Origin of the sequence: Methylobacterium sp. J-070 (assembly GCF_022829385.1) — a bacterium.
GTDB lineage: Bacteria > Pseudomonadota > Alphaproteobacteria > Rhizobiales > Beijerinckiaceae > Methylobacterium.
The window spans coordinates 1-17967 of record NZ_JAKSXX010000090.1 but is presented as its reverse complement, the minus strand read 5'-3'; the positions used below and the strand labels follow the sequence as shown (position 1 = coordinate 17967).

General features: G+C 63.5%; 24 protein-coding genes and 1 pseudogene. 14 read left to right on the top strand and 11 right to left on the bottom strand.

The window, feature by feature from the left end; genetic code table 11:
- Window positions 1-237, top strand: a pseudogene (locus tag MKL01_RS06750) (catalase); the annotation flags it as partial.
- 505 nt (window positions 238-742) lie between these two features.
- On the top strand, window positions 743-919 hold the full coding sequence (locus MKL01_RS06740) for a hypothetical protein (RefSeq protein WP_243904446.1): 177 nt from the start codon (window positions 743-745) through the stop codon (window positions 917-919).
- Between the two features lie 431 nt (window positions 920-1350).
- Here the strand turns inward: MKL01_RS06740 and MKL01_RS06735 are convergent, their stop codons facing one another.
- The 4 genes from MKL01_RS06735 to MKL01_RS06720 all read right to left on the bottom strand — a co-directional run bounded on the left by MKL01_RS06735 (window position 1351) and on the right by MKL01_RS06720 (window position 4267).
- Window positions 1351-1860 carry a DUF4142 domain-containing protein gene (locus MKL01_RS06735; RefSeq protein WP_243904445.1) on the bottom strand — a complete coding sequence of 170 codons (510 nt, stop codon included), beginning with the start codon at window positions 1858-1860 and terminating at the stop codon, window positions 1351-1353.
- A gap of 294 nt (window positions 1861-2154) precedes the next feature.
- On the bottom strand, window positions 2155-3069 hold the full coding sequence (locus MKL01_RS06730; protein WP_243904444.1) for a molybdopterin-binding protein: 915 nt from the start codon (window positions 3067-3069) through the stop codon (window positions 2155-2157).
- Entirely contained in the window at window positions 3066-3884 is an 819-nt protein-coding gene (locus MKL01_RS06725) for a cytochrome b/b6 domain-containing protein (RefSeq protein WP_243904447.1), read from the bottom strand. The genes MKL01_RS06730 and MKL01_RS06725 overlap by 4 nt, the downstream gene beginning before the upstream one ends.
- Before the next feature lie 149 nt (window positions 3885-4033).
- On the bottom strand, window positions 4034-4267 hold the full coding sequence (locus MKL01_RS06720; protein ID WP_243904443.1) for a hypothetical protein: 234 nt from the start codon (window positions 4265-4267) through the stop codon (window positions 4034-4036).
- Between the two features lie 309 nt (window positions 4268-4576).
- Between MKL01_RS06720 and MKL01_RS06715 the strand changes: the two genes are divergently transcribed.
- A complete protein-coding gene (locus tag MKL01_RS06715; protein WP_243904442.1) occupies window positions 4577-5284 on the top strand; it encodes a ferritin-like domain-containing protein in 708 nt (235 codons plus the stop codon).
- 38 nt (window positions 5285-5322) lie between these two features.
- On the top strand, window positions 5323-6000 hold the full coding sequence (locus tag MKL01_RS06710; protein WP_243904441.1) for a ferritin-like domain-containing protein: 678 nt from the start codon (window positions 5323-5325) through the stop codon (window positions 5998-6000).
- 657 nt (window positions 6001-6657) lie between these two features.
- Here the strand turns inward: MKL01_RS06710 and MKL01_RS06705 are convergent.
- Together MKL01_RS06705 and MKL01_RS06700 are read right to left on the bottom strand one after the other, a co-directional pair.
- Window positions 6658-6903, bottom strand: coding sequence for a hypothetical protein (locus MKL01_RS06705; RefSeq protein ID WP_243904440.1), 246 nt, complete (start codon window positions 6901-6903; stop codon window positions 6658-6660).
- The gene (locus MKL01_RS06700; protein ID WP_243904439.1) at window positions 6900-7646 is read right to left on the bottom strand and encodes a Crp/Fnr family transcriptional regulator; all 747 of its coding nucleotides are present in this window, start codon (window positions 7644-7646) and stop codon (window positions 6900-6902) included. The genes MKL01_RS06705 and MKL01_RS06700 overlap by 4 nt, the downstream gene beginning before the upstream one ends.
- Before the next feature lie 609 nt (window positions 7647-8255).
- Between MKL01_RS06700 and MKL01_RS06695 the strand changes: the two genes are divergently transcribed.
- The 3 genes from MKL01_RS06695 to MKL01_RS06685 all read left to right on the top strand — a co-directional run bounded on the left by MKL01_RS06695 (window position 8256) and on the right by MKL01_RS06685 (window position 9605).
- The gene (locus tag MKL01_RS06695) at window positions 8256-9020 is read left to right on the top strand and encodes a Crp/Fnr family transcriptional regulator (RefSeq protein WP_243904438.1); all 765 of its coding nucleotides are present in this window, start codon (window positions 8256-8258) and stop codon (window positions 9018-9020) included.
- Between the two features lie 3 nt (window positions 9021-9023).
- On the top strand, window positions 9024-9296 hold the full coding sequence (locus tag MKL01_RS06690; protein ID WP_243904437.1) for a hypothetical protein: 273 nt from the start codon (window positions 9024-9026) through the stop codon (window positions 9294-9296).
- Window positions 9297-9377: 81 nt separating this feature from the next.
- Window positions 9378-9605 carry a hypothetical protein gene (locus MKL01_RS06685; protein WP_243904436.1) on the top strand — a complete coding sequence of 76 codons (228 nt, stop codon included), beginning with the start codon at window positions 9378-9380 and terminating at the stop codon, window positions 9603-9605.
- Between the two features lie 74 nt (window positions 9606-9679).
- Here the strand turns inward: MKL01_RS06685 and MKL01_RS06680 are convergent, their stop codons facing one another.
- Window positions 9680-9928, bottom strand: coding sequence for a hypothetical protein (locus tag MKL01_RS06680; protein ID WP_243904435.1), 249 nt, complete (start codon window positions 9926-9928; stop codon window positions 9680-9682).
- 276 nt (window positions 9929-10204) lie between these two features.
- On the opposite strand from MKL01_RS06680, the gene MKL01_RS06675 reads away from it, so the two are divergent.
- Window positions 10205-10588, top strand: coding sequence for a heme utilization protein (locus tag MKL01_RS06675; RefSeq protein ID WP_243904434.1), 384 nt, complete (start codon window positions 10205-10207; stop codon window positions 10586-10588).
- Window positions 10589-11049: 461 nt separating this feature from the next.
- On the opposite strand, the gene MKL01_RS06670 is transcribed toward MKL01_RS06675, so the two are convergent.
- Entirely contained in the window at window positions 11050-11397 is a 348-nt protein-coding gene (locus MKL01_RS06670; RefSeq protein WP_243904433.1) for a DUF6522 family protein, read from the bottom strand.
- Window positions 11398-11519: 122 nt separating this feature from the next.
- Between MKL01_RS06670 and MKL01_RS36115 the strand changes: the two genes are divergently transcribed.
- Window positions 11520-11717, top strand: a complete 198-nt coding sequence (locus MKL01_RS36115) for a zinc-ribbon domain-containing protein (RefSeq protein WP_409566208.1) — start codon at window positions 11520-11522, stop codon at window positions 11715-11717.
- 340 nt (window positions 11718-12057) lie between these two features.
- On the opposite strand, the gene MKL01_RS06665 is transcribed toward MKL01_RS36115, so the two are convergent.
- Genes MKL01_RS06665 through MKL01_RS06655 form a run of 3 tightly spaced genes read right to left on the bottom strand, consistent with a single transcriptional unit; the run spans window position 12058 to window position 14369 of the window.
- Window positions 12058-13341 (bottom strand): MFS transporter, encoded by a 1284-nt coding sequence (locus MKL01_RS06665; protein WP_243904432.1) that lies wholly within the window; start codon window positions 13339-13341, stop codon window positions 12058-12060.
- 21 nt (window positions 13342-13362) lie between these two features.
- Window positions 13363-14139, bottom strand: coding sequence for an N-acyl homoserine lactonase family protein (locus tag MKL01_RS06660; protein WP_243904431.1), 777 nt, complete (start codon window positions 14137-14139; stop codon window positions 13363-13365).
- Window positions 14140-14141: 2 nt separating this feature from the next.
- On the bottom strand, window positions 14142-14369 hold the full coding sequence (locus MKL01_RS06655) for a multiprotein-bridging factor 1 family protein (RefSeq protein ID WP_243904430.1): 228 nt from the start codon (window positions 14367-14369) through the stop codon (window positions 14142-14144).
- Window positions 14370-14483: 114 nt separating this feature from the next.
- Between MKL01_RS06655 and MKL01_RS06650 the strand changes: the two genes are divergently transcribed.
- The 5 genes from MKL01_RS06650 to MKL01_RS06630 form a co-directional block, all read left to right on the top strand.
- Window positions 14484-14777 (top strand): hypothetical protein, encoded by a 294-nt coding sequence (locus MKL01_RS06650; protein WP_243904429.1) that lies wholly within the window; start codon window positions 14484-14486, stop codon window positions 14775-14777.
- A gap of 11 nt (window positions 14778-14788) precedes the next feature.
- Window positions 14789-15193: a hypothetical protein gene (locus MKL01_RS06645; RefSeq protein WP_243904428.1), complete on the top strand. Its 405-nt coding sequence runs from the start codon at window positions 14789-14791 to the stop codon at window positions 15191-15193.
- 553 nt (window positions 15194-15746) lie between these two features.
- Window positions 15747-16601, top strand: a complete 855-nt coding sequence (locus MKL01_RS06640) for a baseplate hub protein (protein WP_243904427.1) — start codon at window positions 15747-15749, stop codon at window positions 16599-16601.
- A gap of 7 nt (window positions 16602-16608) precedes the next feature.
- Complete coding sequence (locus tag MKL01_RS06635; RefSeq protein ID WP_243904426.1) at window positions 16609-16857, top strand: hypothetical protein; 249 nt, start codon at window positions 16609-16611, stop codon at window positions 16855-16857.
- Window position 16858: 1 nt separating this feature from the next.
- A partial coding sequence (locus MKL01_RS06630) for a hypothetical protein (protein WP_243904425.1) occupies window positions 16859-17967 on the top strand: 1109 nt, incomplete at its 3' end.

Genomic DNA, 17967 nt, shown 5'->3' with positions numbered 1-17967 from the left:
TACCGGACCGTGGCGACGCTGCGCCTGCCGAGCCAAGACGCCTATTCACCGGAGCGGGTGCGCTACTTCGACGAGGTGATGACCTTCCGCCCCGCGCACAGCCTCGTGGCGCACCGGCCGCTCGGTTCGGTGATGCGGGCGCGGCTGAAGGTCTATCGGGCGCTCTCCGACTTCCGCCACCGCGAGAACGGCGTGTCCGCCGAGGACACCGCCAGCATCGACCGCATCCCAGCGTGAGCAACTGCGCGATCAGGCTTCCGAAGTATCGCGAACCATCCTCCTCACACACGCGTTACCGGCGTTCTTCGACACGGAGGCATTGATACGTCAGCGCACCCTCGTCACGCCTATCCCGTTCATGCTGCTCTTGTCCGGCGTAGCCTATGCTCAGGCACCGGCGGCAGCGCCGCCCGCAACAGCTCCGGGGACACCCGGCGTAGCCGCACCTCAGCCCGGTTCGACGGGTGCGCCAGCCACTGTGACAGGGACTCCGACAGGCCAACCCGCCGACACCGTGACAAACAACTCCGCAGCCGGTGGAAATGCTGGCCAGCCGGAGCGGCCCCTGCCTCAGGGTGGTGGTGGCGGCAAGTGAGCGGATCACGGCGCTGACGGAGGTCGAGGCGCTCGCCGCTTCTCAGCCCTGATTGCCAATCGCGCAGGATCTGCGACCCTCAGAGAAGACGTGGGGCGGGTCGCCTGATCCGCGTGACGGCTCAGCATCACAAGGAGCGCTATGGCCATGGCTAAGACAGACAAGCCACCGGGTGTGAGCGTGGTGCCGCCGACGGTGCGGATCCCGAACGTCAACGTGCCGGACCCAACAAGCGGTAGCGAGCCTGAGAGCAAGGACCCGGTCAAAGAGGCCGAGACCAAGCCTGACGATCCGGACAAGGCAGCCAAGGACGGATTGGCTTGATCATCATGCGCTGCTCGATCGCGCTCCTCGCTGCTCTAGTTAGTGTTGCCTGCTTCCCTGCTGCTGGACGTGCCCAGAGCACGTCGGAGCCGCCTCGAAGGCCAGTGTCGGGTGCTTCATCCGCCGGAGAGGAAGCTGCATCGGCCGTCAACCCCGCAGTGCTCGACCGGTGGTGGTAGCGGGCAGACAGTCAAAACCTCAGGGAACGACCAGAGCGGAAAGCCTTCTTGGGAGCTGCGTCGCACCGGTCGTTTAACCGGATGAAACATCCGCCCGCGATGACGCCGGCGACACACCGAGGCTTCCCCAAGACCCCTCTCGGACCCATCTCAGGATTATCCGCCGCGGAGCGGTCGGGGTTGCGCGCGAGGCCGGACGAGCCGTGATGATATGGCCGCCCGGCCGGTGCCGTCATGCCGGCATAAGTGGTCTCAGTTCGTCTTCGCACCGAGTTCGCCGAGGTGGCGCTGCACGATGCGACGGGTTTCAGCGGCAAAGGCCTTCAGATCGGGATTGGTCCCAGACTTAGCTTCTTTGGCGAAGGCCGCCCCGTCCGCATCGTGGATCGCCTTCATGTCCTTGACGTAGGCTGCGTCGAAGGCGGCGCCCGATAGGCCCTTCATCCGATCAAGCCGGGCCTGGAATTCGGCATTGAGCGTGTCGGGGGAGGAGAGCCCTGCACCGGTGGCGATCGATTTCAGTTTGTCGCCTACGAGACCATGGTCGTGCGCCTCGGTGTTGCCCTGGTCCTTGATGTCCTGGCGGGCTCCCTTGCTCTCAGCCAGTTTGCCTAACTCGACCTCATACATTCCGCCCTGCGAGACCTTGGCGACGAAGGCTTTGTCCTCGTCAGAGACGGTCGCCGCGCGCGCCGCGACGATACCGGTGAGCGATAGAGCTGCGGCTAAGCAAAGGTGTGCAGTTAATCGGCTATAGGGCATGGGATGAAACTCCTGTTGCCCGCTATAAAACAGGAGAAGAAGTTATACGATGCATCACGCTTTGGTGATGTGGTCATCGGATAAACAGGTCCTCAACGCAGAGATCGGCCACGCGCACGATAGACCGGTAGGCAGGTGCCACGGGCCTCAGACATCAGAGCTGCTGGCGGAGATGGCTGACGGGGAGCGAGCTGGGATGCGGCTGGTTGTCTCGCCCCGGCCTGTTGCATTAGGCTGGCTTACAGACCGTTCTGGCAAGGACCTGGTTGCGCATCTCACGTCCGATCCTACGACTCAGATGCCGGCATACCAGGCATAGCCCTGATCCTCCCAGTAGCCGCCCTTACCGTCCCCGATGTCGGCAAAACCCTCGACCACCTCAATGCGCATGACGTACTTGGCCTGTTTGTAGCCGAGGTTGCGTTCGACCCTCAGGCGCAGGGGAGCGCCGTTCGCCACCGGCAGGTCCTTCCCGTTCATCTCGTAGGCGAGAATGGTCTGCGGGTGGAAGGCGTCCACCAGGTCGATACTCTCGTAGTATCGCACCGACGCGGGACCATCGGCCGAGGCGGCGCCGGACGCCTGCTGACCGCCCGAGTCCCGTCTGTCCTCGCCGCCTCCCGATTGCTTCGTCATCGCGGGGTTGGCGTTGCCGGCGGGCGCGTCGTCCTCGTCCGCCGTTGTGTCGTCGTCGTCGTCCTGGTCCATGGTGTCGGCGCAGTGAAACACGACGAAGCGGGCTTCCGGCTTCAGCTTGGCCCGGGTTAGGAGTTCGGCGAGCGGAACCCCGGTCCACTTGCCGATGGCGCTCCAGCCCTCGACACAGTCGTGCCGGGTGATCTGCGTCCGGGCCGGCAGCCTGCGCAGCTCGGCCAGGGATAGCTTGAACGGGGCCTCGACGAGCCCGCCGATCTCCAGGCGGTACTTGGCGAATTTGCCCCTCGCCAGTGCCTTGTAGGCTTTGTCCGGCGGGTCCTCGGTGCCGTTCGGCTTGAACCAGGGCGAGATATCCGCCTCGGCGAATTCAGGGGCCAAGGTCCGCTCGGTCAGGAACAGGCGCTGGACGAACAGGTTGGCGTCCTCGCCGGTCTTCAGGGTACGCCGGAACCACTCCGCCTCGCCGAGACGGTCGCAGCCGCCCAGCATCGCGGTGCCGGCCGCGGCGGTGGCGCCGAGGAGCAGGGTGCGCCGGTTGGGCTGGCGGCTCACGCTGCCCCCCCCGTCCCGTCAGCGGCAGGCTCGACCTTGCGCTCGATCACGAACCAGCCGGTGAGCATGCCGCGCATGTTGTTCCAGAAGCCCGAGAGCACCACCAGGGCGACGTGGATGAGCACGAACAGCACGAGCAGGCCTGCCACAACGAAGTGGACTGTTCGGGCCGACTGACGGCCGTCGAACAGGGTCAGAAGGAACGGGAACGCTGCGTCCATGGCCGGCGACATCGCCAGGCCGGCGAGCACCTGCATCGGCAGCAGCACGAACAGCACGACGAGGTAGGTGAGCTTCTGGATGACGTTGTAGCGCTTGGCCTCGTCGCCCTGCGGGAAGCGCAGGGTGAGGTGCTCCCAAATCGACGCGCCGAAATGCCGGATTTGGTCGCCGGACGGGATCACGCGGAACCGGAGCTGGCCGCTCAGTAGGCCGTAGAGCAGGTAGGCGAGTCCGTTCAGGACGAAGGCCCAGGCGAAGAAGAAATGCCAGCTACGACCACCGGTGAGGTCTTGGTCGCTCGGCAGGGTCAGCCAAGACGGGAAGCCGCGGTCCGCCGGCTCGCCATCGGCGCCGGGTGACGAGCCGAGATAGCCGGTGGTCTCGAAGGTATGCCCGAGTACCGTGGTCACGCCCTTCGGCGGGTCGTCCTCGGTCGATGTCATCGCCAGCAGAGGCGTGTCGAAAGTCGAGACCTTGCCCCAGTAAAGAGCTGGATGTGCGTTGAAGATCTGCAAGCCGCTCATCAGCAGGACGAGCAGGCACAGCGCGTTGACCCAGTGGGTGAGACGGATAACGACCGGGTGCCGGAACATCCAGCGCCGACGCTCAATCTCGGCCGTATCGGATGCGGAGCGTACCAGGTAAGTGCGGGACACGTCTTGAGCCTCCTCGGTCAGGGCGAAGCAGGCTTCGATAGAAGGGCTCCCGGGGGAGCCCTCCCGAATGCTCGACGCTAGATACCTCACATGCGGTGCATCATCCGCTTCTTCATCATGTGATGGCGCATCATCCGCTTATGCATCATGCGCTTCTTCATCATCATGCGATCGCCGCGCATCATCTGCACCTGCGTGATGCCAGACTGATCGGCCTGTAAGCTATTGACGGACATAGGGGCTGCCGAGGCAGCGCCGGCGCCAAGGGCGAAGCCGCCGAGCAGCGTAGCGGTCGCTAGGGTCAGCGTGATCTTCTTCATGCGAGATCTCCTTCAGAACGCGGACTTATCGCCCGCATAGCTCGTGAAAGACCAAAACTATCGTCTAAGTTCCTAAAAGAGAACAATTTTTATCTGATATGCAACAGACAGAAATTACAAAAAATCACTCTTTACGGATGAACTGGTGCGAAAGTTTCACGCAAGGATCAAATTTTTTACATGATCCTATAAATATTGTGCTTTTAGCAGATTTTAGAATATTTTCTAATCTGTGTTATTGCCGATCTTGACCGCATCATCGCAGCCTGTCCTACGGCGCCACGATTTCGCCGCAAATGGGAGGTGCTCGTGATCCGCTCGGCTCATCCAAAATGCGATACTGAGTATCAGGCCACCGCGAGCCCGCGCCGTGGGCTGCTCAAGGCCGCCGGCATCCTCGTCGCTTCAACAGCCTTCCTGGAGCTGAACCTCGCCGAAGCCTTCGCGCAGCGTGGCGCCACGCTCGCCGGCGGCACTGTCGACCTCGGCCAGGGTGACTTCGCCGTCCTCAACTACGCCTACGCCCTGGAGCAGCTGGAGGCCGCCTTCTACACCCAGGTGCTGCAGCAGCCCTATCGTGGCTTCAATCCCTCAGACGAGCAGAGCCTCACCGGCATCCAGCAACACGAAGTTGCTCACCGCGAGTTCTTCCGCTCCGCACTCGGTGGCAACGCGATCCCTGACCTCCAGGTCGACTTCAGTCGGGTCAACTTCGCCAGTCGTCAGAGCGTGCTCGGCACCGCCCGCACCTTCGAGGACCTCGGAGTAGCCGCCTACAACGGCGCCGGCCAACTCCTGCGCAACCCCGACTTTCTGGTCAAGGCCGGCTCGATCGTCTCGGTGGAGGCGCGCCACGCCGCCACGATCCGCGACATGCTCAACCCTTACAGTGCAGCGTTCGCCGGCAACGACATCGTGGACGGCAACGGCCTCGACCGCGCGCTCGTCCCCTCGCAGGTGCTGCCGAAGGTGGTTCCGTTCGTCCTCACCCCCGTCAGCGCGAGCCAACTGCCGTGATCGCCCGGTCGACGCTCGCCCCCGCCACAGAGGACGCCATGATGACCGCATCCACGCCTGCTGCTCCCACCTTGATCGAGACCCTTGATCCCGACATGACTGCCCGGATGACCTCGCGCCGGGGCCTGTTTAACCGCGCCGTCGGCACACTCGGGGCGCTCGCCAGCGCGCCGACGGTGCTCGCCGTCGCCTCCACCGAAGTCTTCGCTCAGGGCTTGCCGGGACAGGTGGTGGACGTGCTCCGGTTCGCCCTGACCCTGGAGTACCTGGAGGCGGAGTTCTATCGCACGGCGCTGGCCACGCCCCGCCTGATCCCGGCTCGCTACCGAGCCGTGTTCACGCAGCTCGCCCGGCATGAGGCCGAGCACGTGCGACTGTTGCAGGGGGCACTAGGCGCCGCCGCGATCCCGTCTCCGGCCTTCGACTTCACGGCCAAGGGCAAGTACCCGGATGTGTTCGCGAACTTCGACACGTTTACGACGCTGTCGAGCACGTTCGAGGATCTCGGCGTGGCGGCCTACAAGGGCCAGGCTGGTAACCTGCAGGGCACGCCGGTGCTGACGACGGCGCTGCAGATCCACTCCGTCGAGGCGCGGCACGCGGCAGAGGTGCGGCGGGTGCGCGGCTTCGTCGGCTGGGATGGGGCGTTCGACGCGCCGCTGACCAAGGCAGCGGTGCTGGCTGCAGCTACGCCCTTCTTGGCCGGCGGCGCCTGAGCGATATGGGGCTTACGAAGTAACGCTGTGGCGGGTCCGCTCGGCGGTCCGCCGCAGCTTGAATTTGAGAGAGCCTGTTCGCCAGCAGGCACGCCGCTTAATGAACGGGGGTGGCCAAACGGTTAGATCTTCGTGTTGATCTCCCGTAGCCGGATATTGCCGACCGCTCGTGCTCCTGCCGCCGTGGCATAGGAGTAGGGTGACTGCTCCGATCGCTGGCCGTCAGCCGAGGTAATGATCCAGCGGAAGCATCCCGCATACGTGGTGCACGGCACTACGCTCACACGATTGGACCGAGAGGTAAGGTACGACACCGGGAGCGGATGCTTACGAGCCATCTGCCCTCTACGAGGCGCGAGACGATCGAGTTTCAGATCTGGTGCCATGATTGCAGGTACGCCAACGGTATGATGACGATCGGCTAGGGAGGCTCGGCCCAGCCAACCGATCCGATCACGGGCTGGCGGGGGGAGGTCGTCTATCTCACCGGCGTCCCGGCAGCATGCCCGCCCGCGGATGAGCGAGTATGAACGGCTCTGCGCGGTGGTCTTCGCCGCTTGGCACGCGCTCAGGTCGCGCGGGGCAGGGCAAGCCTCTTCACCGCCAATTCCCGCACCGTCCCAACGGGCGCATGGCGGCGGCCGAAGCGTCCCGAACTCAGGCCGCGTGCGCCAGGCGCTGCTCAATCCAGCTCTGTGCTTTGTCGATGTCGGCAAAGAGCGCGAGTTCCGTGGTGACAACCCGCCCGAAGCCCGCCTCCAGGAACCACATCCCAGCCAAGTCATTGTGATCGTCCGAGAGGCGCACCAACACCGCCACGAGCAAGCCGTCAGCGAAGACTAATTGGCCGTCGACATCGTAGCTGCCCGTCGCGACCTGTACCGGCTGTAGGCGAAGGGTCATCTGGCCGCTCGTTTCTCCAGCTGCAGGTACGTTGGGTCAAACTCGGAGACCTGCAGAAGTTCGTCCCACGCCTGGATCACGAGCATCTGGCTCCGGAGCGTGATCAGGGTCCGGCCGCGCATCTCCTGCAGCACGCGATTGACGTGCACGGGCGTGAGCCCCAGCGCGTCGGCAATATCGGTCTGGGTGATCGGCAGCGGGCAGCGGTGATCCCCGGCCAAGCCGACTGCCTGCAGCTTCAGGTACAGTTCACAGAACAGGTGCGCGACGTGCTCGAAGGCCGAGCGGCGGCCCATGCTGATGAGCCACTCGCGGAAGATGCCCGCATCGATCAGCGTGTCGCGCCAGAAGACAGCCGCCAGGCCAGGGTGGCGCGCCGTCAGCTCCCGCAGGCTCTCGTGCGGGATGAAGGCCACGACAGCATTCGTCAACGTGGTGAGACCGTGATCCATGGTCTGGATGTGCAGGCTCTGCAGATCCGGGATGTCGCCTGCGACGTGGAAAGAGAAGATCTGCCGCTTGCCCTCGCTGAGGAGCTTGTACCGGCAGGCCCATCCGTCGAGGATGAGGCAGCAATGCGTGGGCTGGTCGCCGTCGCGCACGATGTCCTGTCTGGCGTCGAGATTGTGGATCCGCACCGGCAGTCTCTCGATCGCCTGACGCTCCTTTTTCGAGAGAGTGGCGATGCTCTCCAGCTTACGGATGAGCATGCCCATGGCGTGCTGATTGGGGGCTGAGTTCATGGCGCTTCACCTTGGCAATGCAGGTGGAAGCGCACGGCTCTCCCGGCCATCAGCACCTGGATTGGATTAGCTGATGATGGTCAACCCGATAAACCGATGTTATTTTCGTGTTCTGTCATAAGACGCGTTTCTGCAGCGATTATTCACCCGTGGCACTAATTTCTCATCACCCTCTGTTTCCACAGCGCGTCGAGGGCATGGCTTTCAGCACGACCTTGATCAGGACGCACGTTTTGCAAGATCCGTATATACGACGCGATCGAGTGCGAACCTCGTCAAATCCTATCTTTTGATCAGATAGATGTCTCCATCCGCTGGCATGAGTGTCCGGCTGTAGCCGCGATGATGTGAGCGCAGCTGGCCGCGCGAGCGTTCCTTGCCCCTTCATCGCTCGCATGGCCCCTTCCGACCCGAGCGCACTCAAGCCCCGTTGCCCGGTTCGGGTGGCGGGGCCGTTTCCGATGCAGATTATCGGTTGCCGAACAGGGTGCGGACCTCCAAAATCGCGCCGGCGATGTCTTCGCTGGATCGGCGACGCTCCGCCCAGCGTTCCTTCGAGGGATACCTTCCGGACGATCGCCTCGTTCTCTCACTCATGAGGGCCGTCCGATGCAGCAGGCGTTGACGCGGAAGCTTGAGAGCTTCGAACCGTTGTCTGACCAAGCCCGTTGGGCCCTGAACGGTCTGGTCCTCAAGGTCCGGCAGGTCGGTGCACGCCAGGATCTGATCCAGGAAGGCGACAAGCCTGATAACGTCCTCCTGATCCTCGACGGCTTCGCCTGCCGCTACAAGGTGCTCTCGGACGGCCAGCGCCAGATCATGGCCTACCTGGTGCCGGGCGACTTCTGCGACCTGAACGTCTTCATCCTCGACGAGATGGACCACACCATCGGCACGATCTCGTCCTGCCAGGTCGTGGATATCCCGCGCCAAGCCATCGACGAGATCGCAGCCCATCACCCGAGCATTGCGCGCGCTTTCTGGTGGTGCTCCTTGGTCGACGGTGCCGTCTTACGCGAGTGGCTGGTCAACATGGGAGCACGCGCTCCGGACCAGCGCATCGCCCACCTTCTCTGCGAGCTTCTCATGCGGCTGGAGGCGGTGGGGCGCGTCACCGACAACAGCTACGCGTTCCCGCTGACGCAGACCGAGATCGCCGAGACGATAGGCCTGTCCGACGTGCACGTGAACCGGACGCTGCGGGATTTGCGCGCGCTCGGCCTGATCCATCTCAAGCGCCGGGTGTTGACCATCCTCGACGTCGAGCGCCTGAAGGCTTTCTGCAACTTCACGCCGAATTACCTGCACCTGCGCAGCACGCGCTGGGGTGATCGCCGCGACCTGAGTTGGCCCGGTCGAGCCCAGGAGGGCTAGACGATGTCTGGGCGGGGCAACGTCGAGACGCTGGTCGTGCTGCAGCTTCAGCCGATTGCGGTCGATACCAACAGCCCCGACCGTGAAGGCATGCTGGTGATCGCCAATGGCCTGCTCGTGGCGGTTCTGGTGCGCCTCGCCGAGCCAAAGCATGACAATGTCGGGAGCTGGTTTCTGGAGGCGGGGTTCGGCCGGCTGCAAGGGCAGCGGGTTTCCGCCTTCCCCACGCTGGAAGATGCGAGCCGCTGGCTGCGACGACATCTGAAGCCGGTTTGAGCTATCTCGCTGGTGATCCGATGGAAATTCCGCCTGCAAGGCCCAAACGGGGCGCCACGGCGCGGGGCAATAGGGTTAATCATGAGCGATCCCGAACAGGGCAGTGCCGAGGCAGTGTACGCCTCGGCCATGGTGGGCGAGATGATGCAGCGCGTTCTCAGCGACGCCCTCGTCGACCTCGCACGAACGAAGGGTGCGAGCTACCTCGACATGTTCATGGGGCGCGAGCTGGCCCGCTACGCGATCTGTTCCGCGAGCGGTCGGACGACACGCGTGAAACCACCAGCATGTTGCGGGCCTGGTTCGTGATGGAAGGCAGCGCAGCCTTGCGGGCTGTGGTCGAGCGCGCGAGCGTCGAAGCTCGGCGCGACTGACGCGTCGCATCAGGCTGCCGACAGCCGCTTGGTGTTGAAAGCGACGTGCTCACGGTAGCGTGTGATGACCTTCTCGGGCGAGCCGCCGAGCATCAACGTCGTCATCGCCTCGGCAGCAGCGTGAACCTTCTCGGTCACCATCGACTGCATCTCGGCCCGGCCCTCGCGGCCACCCCAGGCGAGACGAACCAGCCGCAACTCGATCACCCGCTGAGCTTCGATCGCGAGCATGAACGAAGAGAAGAAGGGATTGTACATGCGACCTCCACGCCGCTGAGTGCAGCGTTACTTCAATATGGACTGAGGTTATAAAGATCCCGATATCATGTGTTGTTTTATTGGATCATCATGCTGAGAAATCTGATCATTTGTTAGCAAATGCGCGATTATCGTTCTCGTTATGACAGCGGGCTGTGAGGCAAATTCTGAGAGAAGTTGGTTACATTTTGCCGACGGCCGGCAACTCTTCGGCCAATCGCGTTGTTCTCCTCGTGTCCGGTCGGCTCCCGATCGCAATTGCGGGAGCCCATCACGGTGCGCATCTTCATCCCAACTCTGGTCATTGGCCTTCTGTCCGTCCTCGGTCCGGCTGAGGCCGCCAAGAGAAGCGTCAAGATCCCCGACCATTTCGACGGTAGCTGGAACATCGATGCCGTCACCAATGCCGGGCCCTGCTCGCCTAGCACGCACTACGCGGTTCGGATCAGGAACAGCAACGTTTCCTATTCTGGTGAGGACATCGGCATTGATGGAGGCGTATCTGCGAAAGGCGGTGTCACGGCCACGATAACCAAGGGCACGAACAAGGTCCCGATCAGCGGCAGACTCGATCCGAAGGGAACCGGCAGTGGGACCTGGCAGACGATGGGCGCCCTGGTCGAGTGTACAGGGAGCTGGAGCGCTAAGCGTTCAAGTTAGGGTATTCAAGGCGCGACGGCATGGTTCCTGGCATCGGTAGGCTATGCGGCGAAAAGGACCTTGCCCACCGTGGGTCGGGGCCACTCGATACCCCTGCGCCAGTGGCTTCCTGCTGGGATACCTACCTCGGAATGATCGCTTCCTTGAAGGGCATCATGGCAAGGACCAGCCCGGTGCTGTCGCTGATCTGAAAGCATTGTCCATCCAGCACCTCGCCGAGCGATCGGCCCTTTGCGAGCAGGTGACGGGCAGAAGCAGAAGCGTCGGCACATGCTGCTGCCAAGGTACTCGCGACACCGGTCGACTCGGCCTCGCCGCCCGATCTGATCACGGGCTCGCGGGGCTCGATGCCGTTCCTGACGGCTGGGGCCAGTACGCGACGCGGCCCGAGATCAGGATGGGCGAGAACGGTTAGCCGAGCTTCAACGTTCGGCCGCCAGACGATCCCGGATCGGGAAGGATCAGGCGCTCTTCAGGTTGGCGGCGCTTTCCTTGCCGGCGCGCCGGTCGGCCTCGACGTCTTGCATAGCCCTGCGCCTGTTGATCGCCATGGTGCTCCGCTGAGACTCCCAGCGAAATTCAGAGAGCAGCTGACTATTGGGGCCGAAGATGCCCTGCCAGCTGACCTTGCCAACGGTGATCGTCACCCGCGAGCGGCCCTCATCCCGGCCATATCCACGATCAAGACGGCTATCGATGCAATCGAGAGCGGCCTCCCTTCGCAATGACCATTCCGCTACGCCAAGCCGCCGAGCTAATTCCGCAGGTTTGATGAGCCAGCCACCCTGCTCGTCGAGATCGAGACGCACGCGCTAATCCTCCGCATCTGCGAAGGCCCCTGCAAGCAACAGTCCATACAGATGTCGATGCGGATTTCCCTGGCTGACGCCCTAACTCATCCTCGCGCTCCTCAGACCGATAGAGCGGTCCGATGCTGTTCTCGACGTGCCCAACCTGCGGGCGGCAGATTGATCGGTCTGCGAGGATCTGCCCCCAGTGCGGTGCACTAACCGGCGTGAGGACGCCTTCCAATGACAAGCCAGTTGCTGAGATGTCCAGTTTCATCGCTGCGGTTGTAGTCGGCTTGATCGCACTCGTACTTGCGATCTGGGCCGGGCTACTGCCGTAGAACGCGCATCTGGGAGGCTTACAGCTGGTCCTTGCCCTCGCGAGGATCAGGTTTGGCAGCAGGAAAGCTGGCCCTGGCAGCGCGCAGGGCCTGCATCATGACGTTGAGCTGCGCGATCGTGACTGCCGGCTCGCCAAGGCTGCCCTCAGCTCGCGCCACCACACCCTGAGGGACCTTGGCGCGCTCGGCCAACCTTGTTGGGCTTTAGCCAAGCGCGATCCGAGCCGCACGTAGCTGCGGGCCCGTGATCACCCCTTCCGCTCCCGGAACCGGATCCCAGCCCCGCCGCCGTTCTCGGGGATGAACTCCAGGCCGGCGCCCTCGAAGGCTTCCACGATCCTCATGTCACGGCAGCGCCCGGCCGTTGTAGCTTGTCGGCTGCCACACGCGGTCCTGCCTCACGGATGCTGAAGAGGAGTAGGCCAGCGAGTAGCAGGCAACCTCCGAGCACGCTCAGGCCCATCGAGAAACTGCTGGTCATCGTTCGTACGTAGCCGACGAGGAATGGACCGGCGAATGCGCCGAGGACGCCAACGGCGTTCATAACACCGGTGACCGCACCCGCGAGATGTCGGGGAACGATGTCGCCGGGGATCGACCAGAGCACTGGCTGCGATCCGTACAACATAGACCCGGCCAGCGTGAGCAAGATCATGTTCGTTGTGAGAGTATTCGTGGCGTAGCTTAACCCTGCCAGGACGAGGAAGGCGCCGCAGATCATGATGGGCCCGGCGGAGAAAGTTCTCCGATCGCGAGTGCGATCGGACAACCGAGTCAGGAACTGCATAGCGACCATCGCAGCAGCGAACGGTATGGCACTTAACCAGCCAACGGTAGTCTGACTCAGCGTGGCATCCTGGTGGATGACGCTCGGAAGCCAAATGATGAAGCCGAGGAACCCGATGTTCCAGAAGAAAACAGCCACGGTGAACAGAAGGACTGCCGGCCGTTTCATCTGATCAGTCAGGCTTGATCCTGCAGCTAAAGCAGCCGGAAGCTCTGTTTCCCTGTTCAATCGCGCCATCAGGGCCTCGCGGTCGGCGTCGCTTAGCCAGCGTGCCTCGCGCGGCGAGGCGGCAACCCCCCACAGCCAAACCGCCGCCCAAACGATCGGGAAGATGCCCTCGACGATGAAGAGTGTCCGCCATGTGCCATGCTCAAGAACGAAGCCGGCGATTGGGCCGCTAAGCATGGCGGCTAGAGGGTAGGCGAGTTGCCATACACCGTTGGCTCGTGCTCGCTCGGACGGGGCGAACCAGTTGCGGACGAATAGGAGCAGGGTCGGAAAGATGCCGCCTTCGAAGAACCCGAGCAGGAAGCGGACGACCGCGAGCTGCGTGGGAGTTTCGATGTATCCCAGCGCAACCTCCGTCACGCCCCAGAGGACCATGAGCGTCGCGATCAGTGCGCGGCCATAGCCTCGGTCAGCGATCCATCCGCCGAGCGGCTGAGTGACACCGTAGCCCAAGAAGAGAACCCCGGACGCGAACCCGAGGGCGCCTTGATCCAGGGCAAGCTCCTTCCCCATAGTTGGGATCGCAAAGCCGATGTTGGTCCGGTCCATGAAGGCGATGATGAAGGCTATCATCATCACCGGCAGCAGGCGCGTCCAACGTGAGCGCATGGCGAAATCCCCTCGGTCTGATCAGGCAGTATCCTGGGCAAGCTGCGGCAGAGGATACGTGGCGTGATCGAACACCCGCGGATCATGCGACGGCAGAACGGTTGCACCCAGCGCGGCGAGTCGCTGAAAGCTGCGCTCACAGGCATACAGATCGGTGTGATTGCCGTTCGGGATCCAGGAAGCGCCGTTGGCTTTCCAGTTATCCGCTAGCGGGACCAAATCCCCAGGTAGCAGGTGTGGTCCCGCATTTGTGTCCACCAGTACACCCTGTGACCCGCTTGTGTGGCCGGGCAGCATGACGGTGGACACACCGGGGCAGATCGCTGTGTCGCCGTCCAGCGCCACGTAGCGGTCCAGGATACTCGTCCAAGCAGGCGCGTGGCCTCTCCGGTTCACCTCGTAGATCGGACGCTGGAATGGTACGGGCCAGACGGCCTCCTGCAGTTCCTTCAACTGCACGTAGAAAGTAGCCTCCGGGAAGTGTTCTGCGCCACCGACGTGATCATTGTGTAGATGGGTTAGAATGACCGTCTTGATCGCATCCGGCTTTATGCCGACCCGTACCAGCTCAAGTGGGAGTAGGTCATCGGGATCGTTGGAGCGGTAGTGCTGGGGCGCCTGAACGCGCGTGCCGGGCCCGGTGTCGACTAGGATCAGATCCGTGGGACTGCGTAGCAACCAAGCGATGCAGGGCGCATCGATCCGCAATTCGCTGGTCTTGGTCCGGTAAAGAAAGCTTTCAACCGGATGATCGACGATATGGCCGCAGCGGAGCGGAAGAAGTTCGAATTGCGACATAGCTAGCTCTTCCGTCTGAGCTTCACGCCCGGCTCGCCGCCGTTGGTGAACTCGACGCCCGCGGCTTCAAGGGCGCGTTGGAGCGCCGCGAGGTTGTTCGCGATCGGCGTCCTCTTGCTGGTCTCGAAATCCCTCACCGTTGAGAGGCTGACGCCCGACGCGGCAGCAAGGTCCGATTGGGACCAGTCGATGAGGCCGCGAGCAGCGCGCGATAGGGCAGGGGCGAACATAGCAGGAGCCTACGCCGGTAAACATTTTTTGGCAATCTACACAAAACGGGTTGACAGCAGATCGACCTAAGATCAATTTGGCGAGGTAAATAAATTTTGTGTGTCGAGGCCATCATGTCCCTCCAGCGCCGCATCTCCTGGAACGCCGCCCTCCGCGATATCCGCGACGACCGCGCCAAGATCCCCACCGGCCTCCTCGGCGCCCGCGCCCTGGTGCAGCTCGGTGCCCGCACCCGCCCTCTCGTCGTCGCCGGCCGCTACGACCGCGCCGCCATCATGGCCGCCGCGTGCAAGGCCGCCACGGGCATCCAGGAGCGCTGCAACGTTTCCCGGGCCGTGGCGATGTCCTCCGCCCTCAAGGCCACGTGGCAGGTCGCCAAGGCCGCCCACCGCGCCGCCGCTCACTGAGGTCCGCACCCATGGCCCGCAAGCAGCCCGATCCGATCTTCGCCGCCATCGCAGCCCACCGCGAGGCGCACGAGGAGTTTCGCGTCGAGGCGTCGTTCCTCTGGCCCAAGCGCGGCCGGTCGAAGTGCGCCGCCGAATACGACGCCGCCAGGAAGGCCTACGAGACGGCCACTGAAAAGCTGGTCGTGACGGAGGTCCAGACGCTGGCCGGCGTGCACGCCTTCGCGGCTTACCTCAGCAATCTGCAATGCTGCGGTCGCAGCGACATCGCGCCGGGCGTCTATTCGGTCGAGACTTGGGATCTGTCGGCCGGGATGGACCGGATCGCCAAATGCCTCGCGCGGCTCGCCGCCGCGAAGCCTGCGCGTGGTCCCAAGGCTGTCGGCCCCGCGGAGCCGCTGCCCATAGCCGCCTGATCTGAGCGCGATCTGAGCGCGCCACGGCGGCGCACTTCTCCTTCGCCCACCGACCCGACCCACACGAGCCCTCACCGGAGCCCGAACGATGACGCACGCCCGCATTGCCGACTTCAGCTAGCGCGACAAAACGGGCAACGTACAGTCCTGTTTTAGCGCTCGTCGCAATAGATCGTGTAATCTCAATCGACACTAGTAAGCATAGGTGGACACGAGTGAACATATTTGAGCGGCAGCGTCGCGCAGGCAGCATCTCGTACTTTTAGAGTGCAATTTCTTCGAAAATGGTCTAAATATGTTGCGATCGATCAGTCGGACACGTCAATATCAGCCCTACCTGACGCCATGACGACCCCCTCTGAACTAAGCTTGACGCCATTCAAATGGCAGTTTGGATAACAGATAGCCTGCGTAGCTTCGGGGAACTCGCAGTCTTTCGTCAGTCACTGCTTCAGCAGCAGGCGAATGCTGCGCTGACGCTGTTGATTTCGGTGTCACACCCGACATGGCTCCCGGCGCACCCAGTGCCGGGGGCCGCTGAGAAGGCACCGGCATGACGTTCACCCGCAAGTACCTCGACGTGCAGTTCCAGCTCGCCAACGGCCAGTTCGAGGGCGGCGGCAACTCCGCGTACCTGAAGGGCCACCGCGTCTCGGTGGTGATTGAGCAGGCGGGCAGCCCCGACTCGGGCAAGGCGGCCATCGGCATCTTCGGCCTGTCGCTGTCGATGATGAACCAGCTCACCATCCTGCCGAGCCAGCTAAACGCCGTCGGTCAGAACTACGTCACCGTGCTGGCCTACGAGGACGGCACGTCACCCTCGGTCGTGTTCAAGGGCACGATCATCGCGGGCTTCGTGGACGCCCGCGCGCAGCCGCAGGTCGCCTTCCGGATCGAGGCGCTAGCGGGCGCCTACACGGCCGTCGCCCCCACGGAGCCCACCAGCGTGCAGGGCTCGACCGACGTGGCGCAGACCTTCGAGCGGGTCGCAAAGAAGGCCGGATACCAATTCGAGAATAACGGCGTCGCCGTAAAACTGATGAACCCCTACCTGTGGGGCGACGCCAACTCTCAGATGCGCGCCCTCGCTCATGCGGCCGGCATTCAGTGGGTGATCGACCGGGACACGGTGGCGATCTGGATCCGGGGCAAGTCCCGGCAGGGTGGTCCCACCAAGGTCTCGCCGTCGACCGGCATGCGCGGCTATCCCGCGTTCACGTCCTCCGGGATCGAGGTGACGACGCTGTACAACCCGGCGCTGCAGTACGGCGGCTCCATCGAGGTCGAGAGCCAGTTAAAGCCGGCATGCGGCAAGTGGAACATCTACAACATCGCTCACGAGCTGGAGTCAGAGACACCGGCCGGCAAGTGGTTCACGACCATATCGGCCTCGAAGATTGCGGCGTGAGGAAGCGATGGGCGAGATCGATCATCTGCTAGCCGATCCTGCCGTGCAAGCTGCCATCGAGGCGCAGCGGACAGCACAGCGGCATTGGAAGGTGTCCAAAGCCCCGGACCCTGACCCGGAACTGTACTTCGCCATGTGCACACTTGCCGCCTTCGCCAGGGCCGGTGGCAGCGTGGAGAAATTCAGGAACTTGGCCGAGCCCGCCATGGCCGCGTCCCGCCGGGAACGTCTCGGCCTCAGCATCGTGAGGGACTGATATGCCGACCGTCATCGACGCGCTCACCGTCAGCTTAGGCTTGGATCCTTCCGCCTTCATCAAGGGCGAGAAGCAGGCGATGACGTCCTTCGCCAAGACCCGCGAGAACGCGGTCAAGGAAGGCAAGGGCATCGAGAAGAGCCTGGACAGTGCCGGCGACGCCGTTGAACGCCTCGCCCGCAACGCCCTCAAGCTGTTCGCTATCTTCACGGCCGGGCGCGAGATCAAGAACTTCGTCGCCGACATCACCAGCGCCGACGCGGCCTTGGGGCGGCTGGCTACTCGGATCGGCTCGACCCCGGAAGCCATCTCGGGTCTGGCGAACGCGGTGGCCCGCAACGGTGGCTCGGCGGACGCAGCGGCCGGCTCATTCCAGAAGCTGTCCGACACCATCATGGATCTGAAGACCACCGGCAATTCCGGTGCGCTGCCGTGGTTCGCCAAGCTTCAGGGGCTGAGCGGCAAGCAGATCAGGTTGAACACCGACCTGACCACGACGTTCGGTGACCTCGCCGACGCGGCCAAGGGCACCGCCGATCGGAACGGTGCGCCGATGGCGAACTACCTGCTGCGGCAGGCGGGCGTGGATCAGGACACGGCCGCGCTGCTGATCCAGGGCCGGGCCAAGCTGATGGAGGCTCTGGCCAAGTCAGGCAAGGTCGGCCTGGTTCGGAAGGAAGACACCGAGGCGGCGCAGCGGCTCCAGACCTCTATCGAGACCCTGCGGCAGACCTCGGAGAGCTTCGGCCGGGCGATCATGACCCGGGTCACGCCGGTCATCGTCGACCTGATCGAGCGGTTCCAGAAGTGGATCGAGGCCAACAAGGATTGGATCCAGTCCGACATCGTCGCCAAGCTGGAGGAGTTCGCCAAGGCCCTGCGCGAGATGCCTTGGAACGAAGTCGGCAAGGGCATCCGGGACTTCATCGTCGGTGCCAACGACGCGGCGAAGGCGGTCGGCGGCTGGAAGACCGTCGCGGAGGCGTTCTTCGGGCTCTGGGTCGCCACCAAGGTCGGGGCGGTGCTCGCGCAGATCGGCCTGATCCGCGCGGCGCTGGTGACGGGCAACACCTCCCTCCTGGCAGCCATGCTGCGGGTTGGTCTGCCGGT

Coding starts and splice junctions, on each gene's coding strand:
- MKL01_RS06740 (WP_243904446.1), top strand. CDS start 743: ATGGCTAAGACAGACAAGCCACCGGGTGTGAGCGTGGTGCCGCCGACG.
- MKL01_RS06735 (WP_243904445.1), bottom strand. CDS start 1,860: ATGCCCTATAGCCGATTAACTGCACACCTTTGCTTAGCCGCAGCTCTA.
- MKL01_RS06725 (WP_243904447.1), bottom strand. CDS start 3,884: ATGTTCCGGCACCCGGTCGTTATCCGTCTCACCCACTGGGTCAACGCG.
- MKL01_RS06720 (WP_243904443.1), bottom strand. CDS start 4,267: ATGAAGAAGATCACGCTGACCCTAGCGACCGCTACGCTGCTCGGCGGC.
- MKL01_RS06710 (WP_243904441.1), top strand. CDS start 5,323: ATGATGACCGCATCCACGCCTGCTGCTCCCACCTTGATCGAGACCCTT.
- MKL01_RS06705 (WP_243904440.1), bottom strand. CDS start 6,903: ATGACCCTTCGCCTACAGCCGGTACAGGTCGCGACGGGCAGCTACGAT.
- MKL01_RS06700 (WP_243904439.1), bottom strand. CDS start 7,646: ATGAACTCAGCCCCCAATCAGCACGCCATGGGCATGCTCATCCGTAAG.
- MKL01_RS06695 (WP_243904438.1), top strand. CDS start 8,256: ATGCAGCAGGCGTTGACGCGGAAGCTTGAGAGCTTCGAACCGTTGTCT.
- MKL01_RS06690 (WP_243904437.1), top strand. CDS start 9,024: ATGTCTGGGCGGGGCAACGTCGAGACGCTGGTCGTGCTGCAGCTTCAG.
- MKL01_RS06685 (WP_243904436.1), top strand. CDS start 9,378: ATGAGCGATCCCGAACAGGGCAGTGCCGAGGCAGTGTACGCCTCGGCC.
- MKL01_RS06680 (WP_243904435.1), bottom strand. CDS start 9,928: ATGTACAATCCCTTCTTCTCTTCGTTCATGCTCGCGATCGAAGCTCAG.
- MKL01_RS36115 (WP_409566208.1), top strand. CDS start 11,520: ATGCTGTTCTCGACGTGCCCAACCTGCGGGCGGCAGATTGATCGGTCT.
- MKL01_RS06665 (WP_243904432.1), bottom strand. CDS start 13,341: ATGCGCTCACGTTGGACGCGCCTGCTGCCGGTGATGATGATAGCCTTC.
- MKL01_RS06660 (WP_243904431.1), bottom strand. CDS start 14,139: ATGTCGCAATTCGAACTTCTTCCGCTCCGCTGCGGCCATATCGTCGAT.
- MKL01_RS06655 (WP_243904430.1), bottom strand. CDS start 14,369: ATGTTCGCCCCTGCCCTATCGCGCGCTGCTCGCGGCCTCATCGACTGG.
- MKL01_RS06650 (WP_243904429.1), top strand. CDS start 14,484: ATGTCCCTCCAGCGCCGCATCTCCTGGAACGCCGCCCTCCGCGATATC.
- MKL01_RS06645 (WP_243904428.1), top strand. CDS start 14,789: ATGGCCCGCAAGCAGCCCGATCCGATCTTCGCCGCCATCGCAGCCCAC.
- MKL01_RS06640 (WP_243904427.1), top strand. CDS start 15,747: ATGACGTTCACCCGCAAGTACCTCGACGTGCAGTTCCAGCTCGCCAAC.
- MKL01_RS06635 (WP_243904426.1), top strand. CDS start 16,609: ATGGGCGAGATCGATCATCTGCTAGCCGATCCTGCCGTGCAAGCTGCC.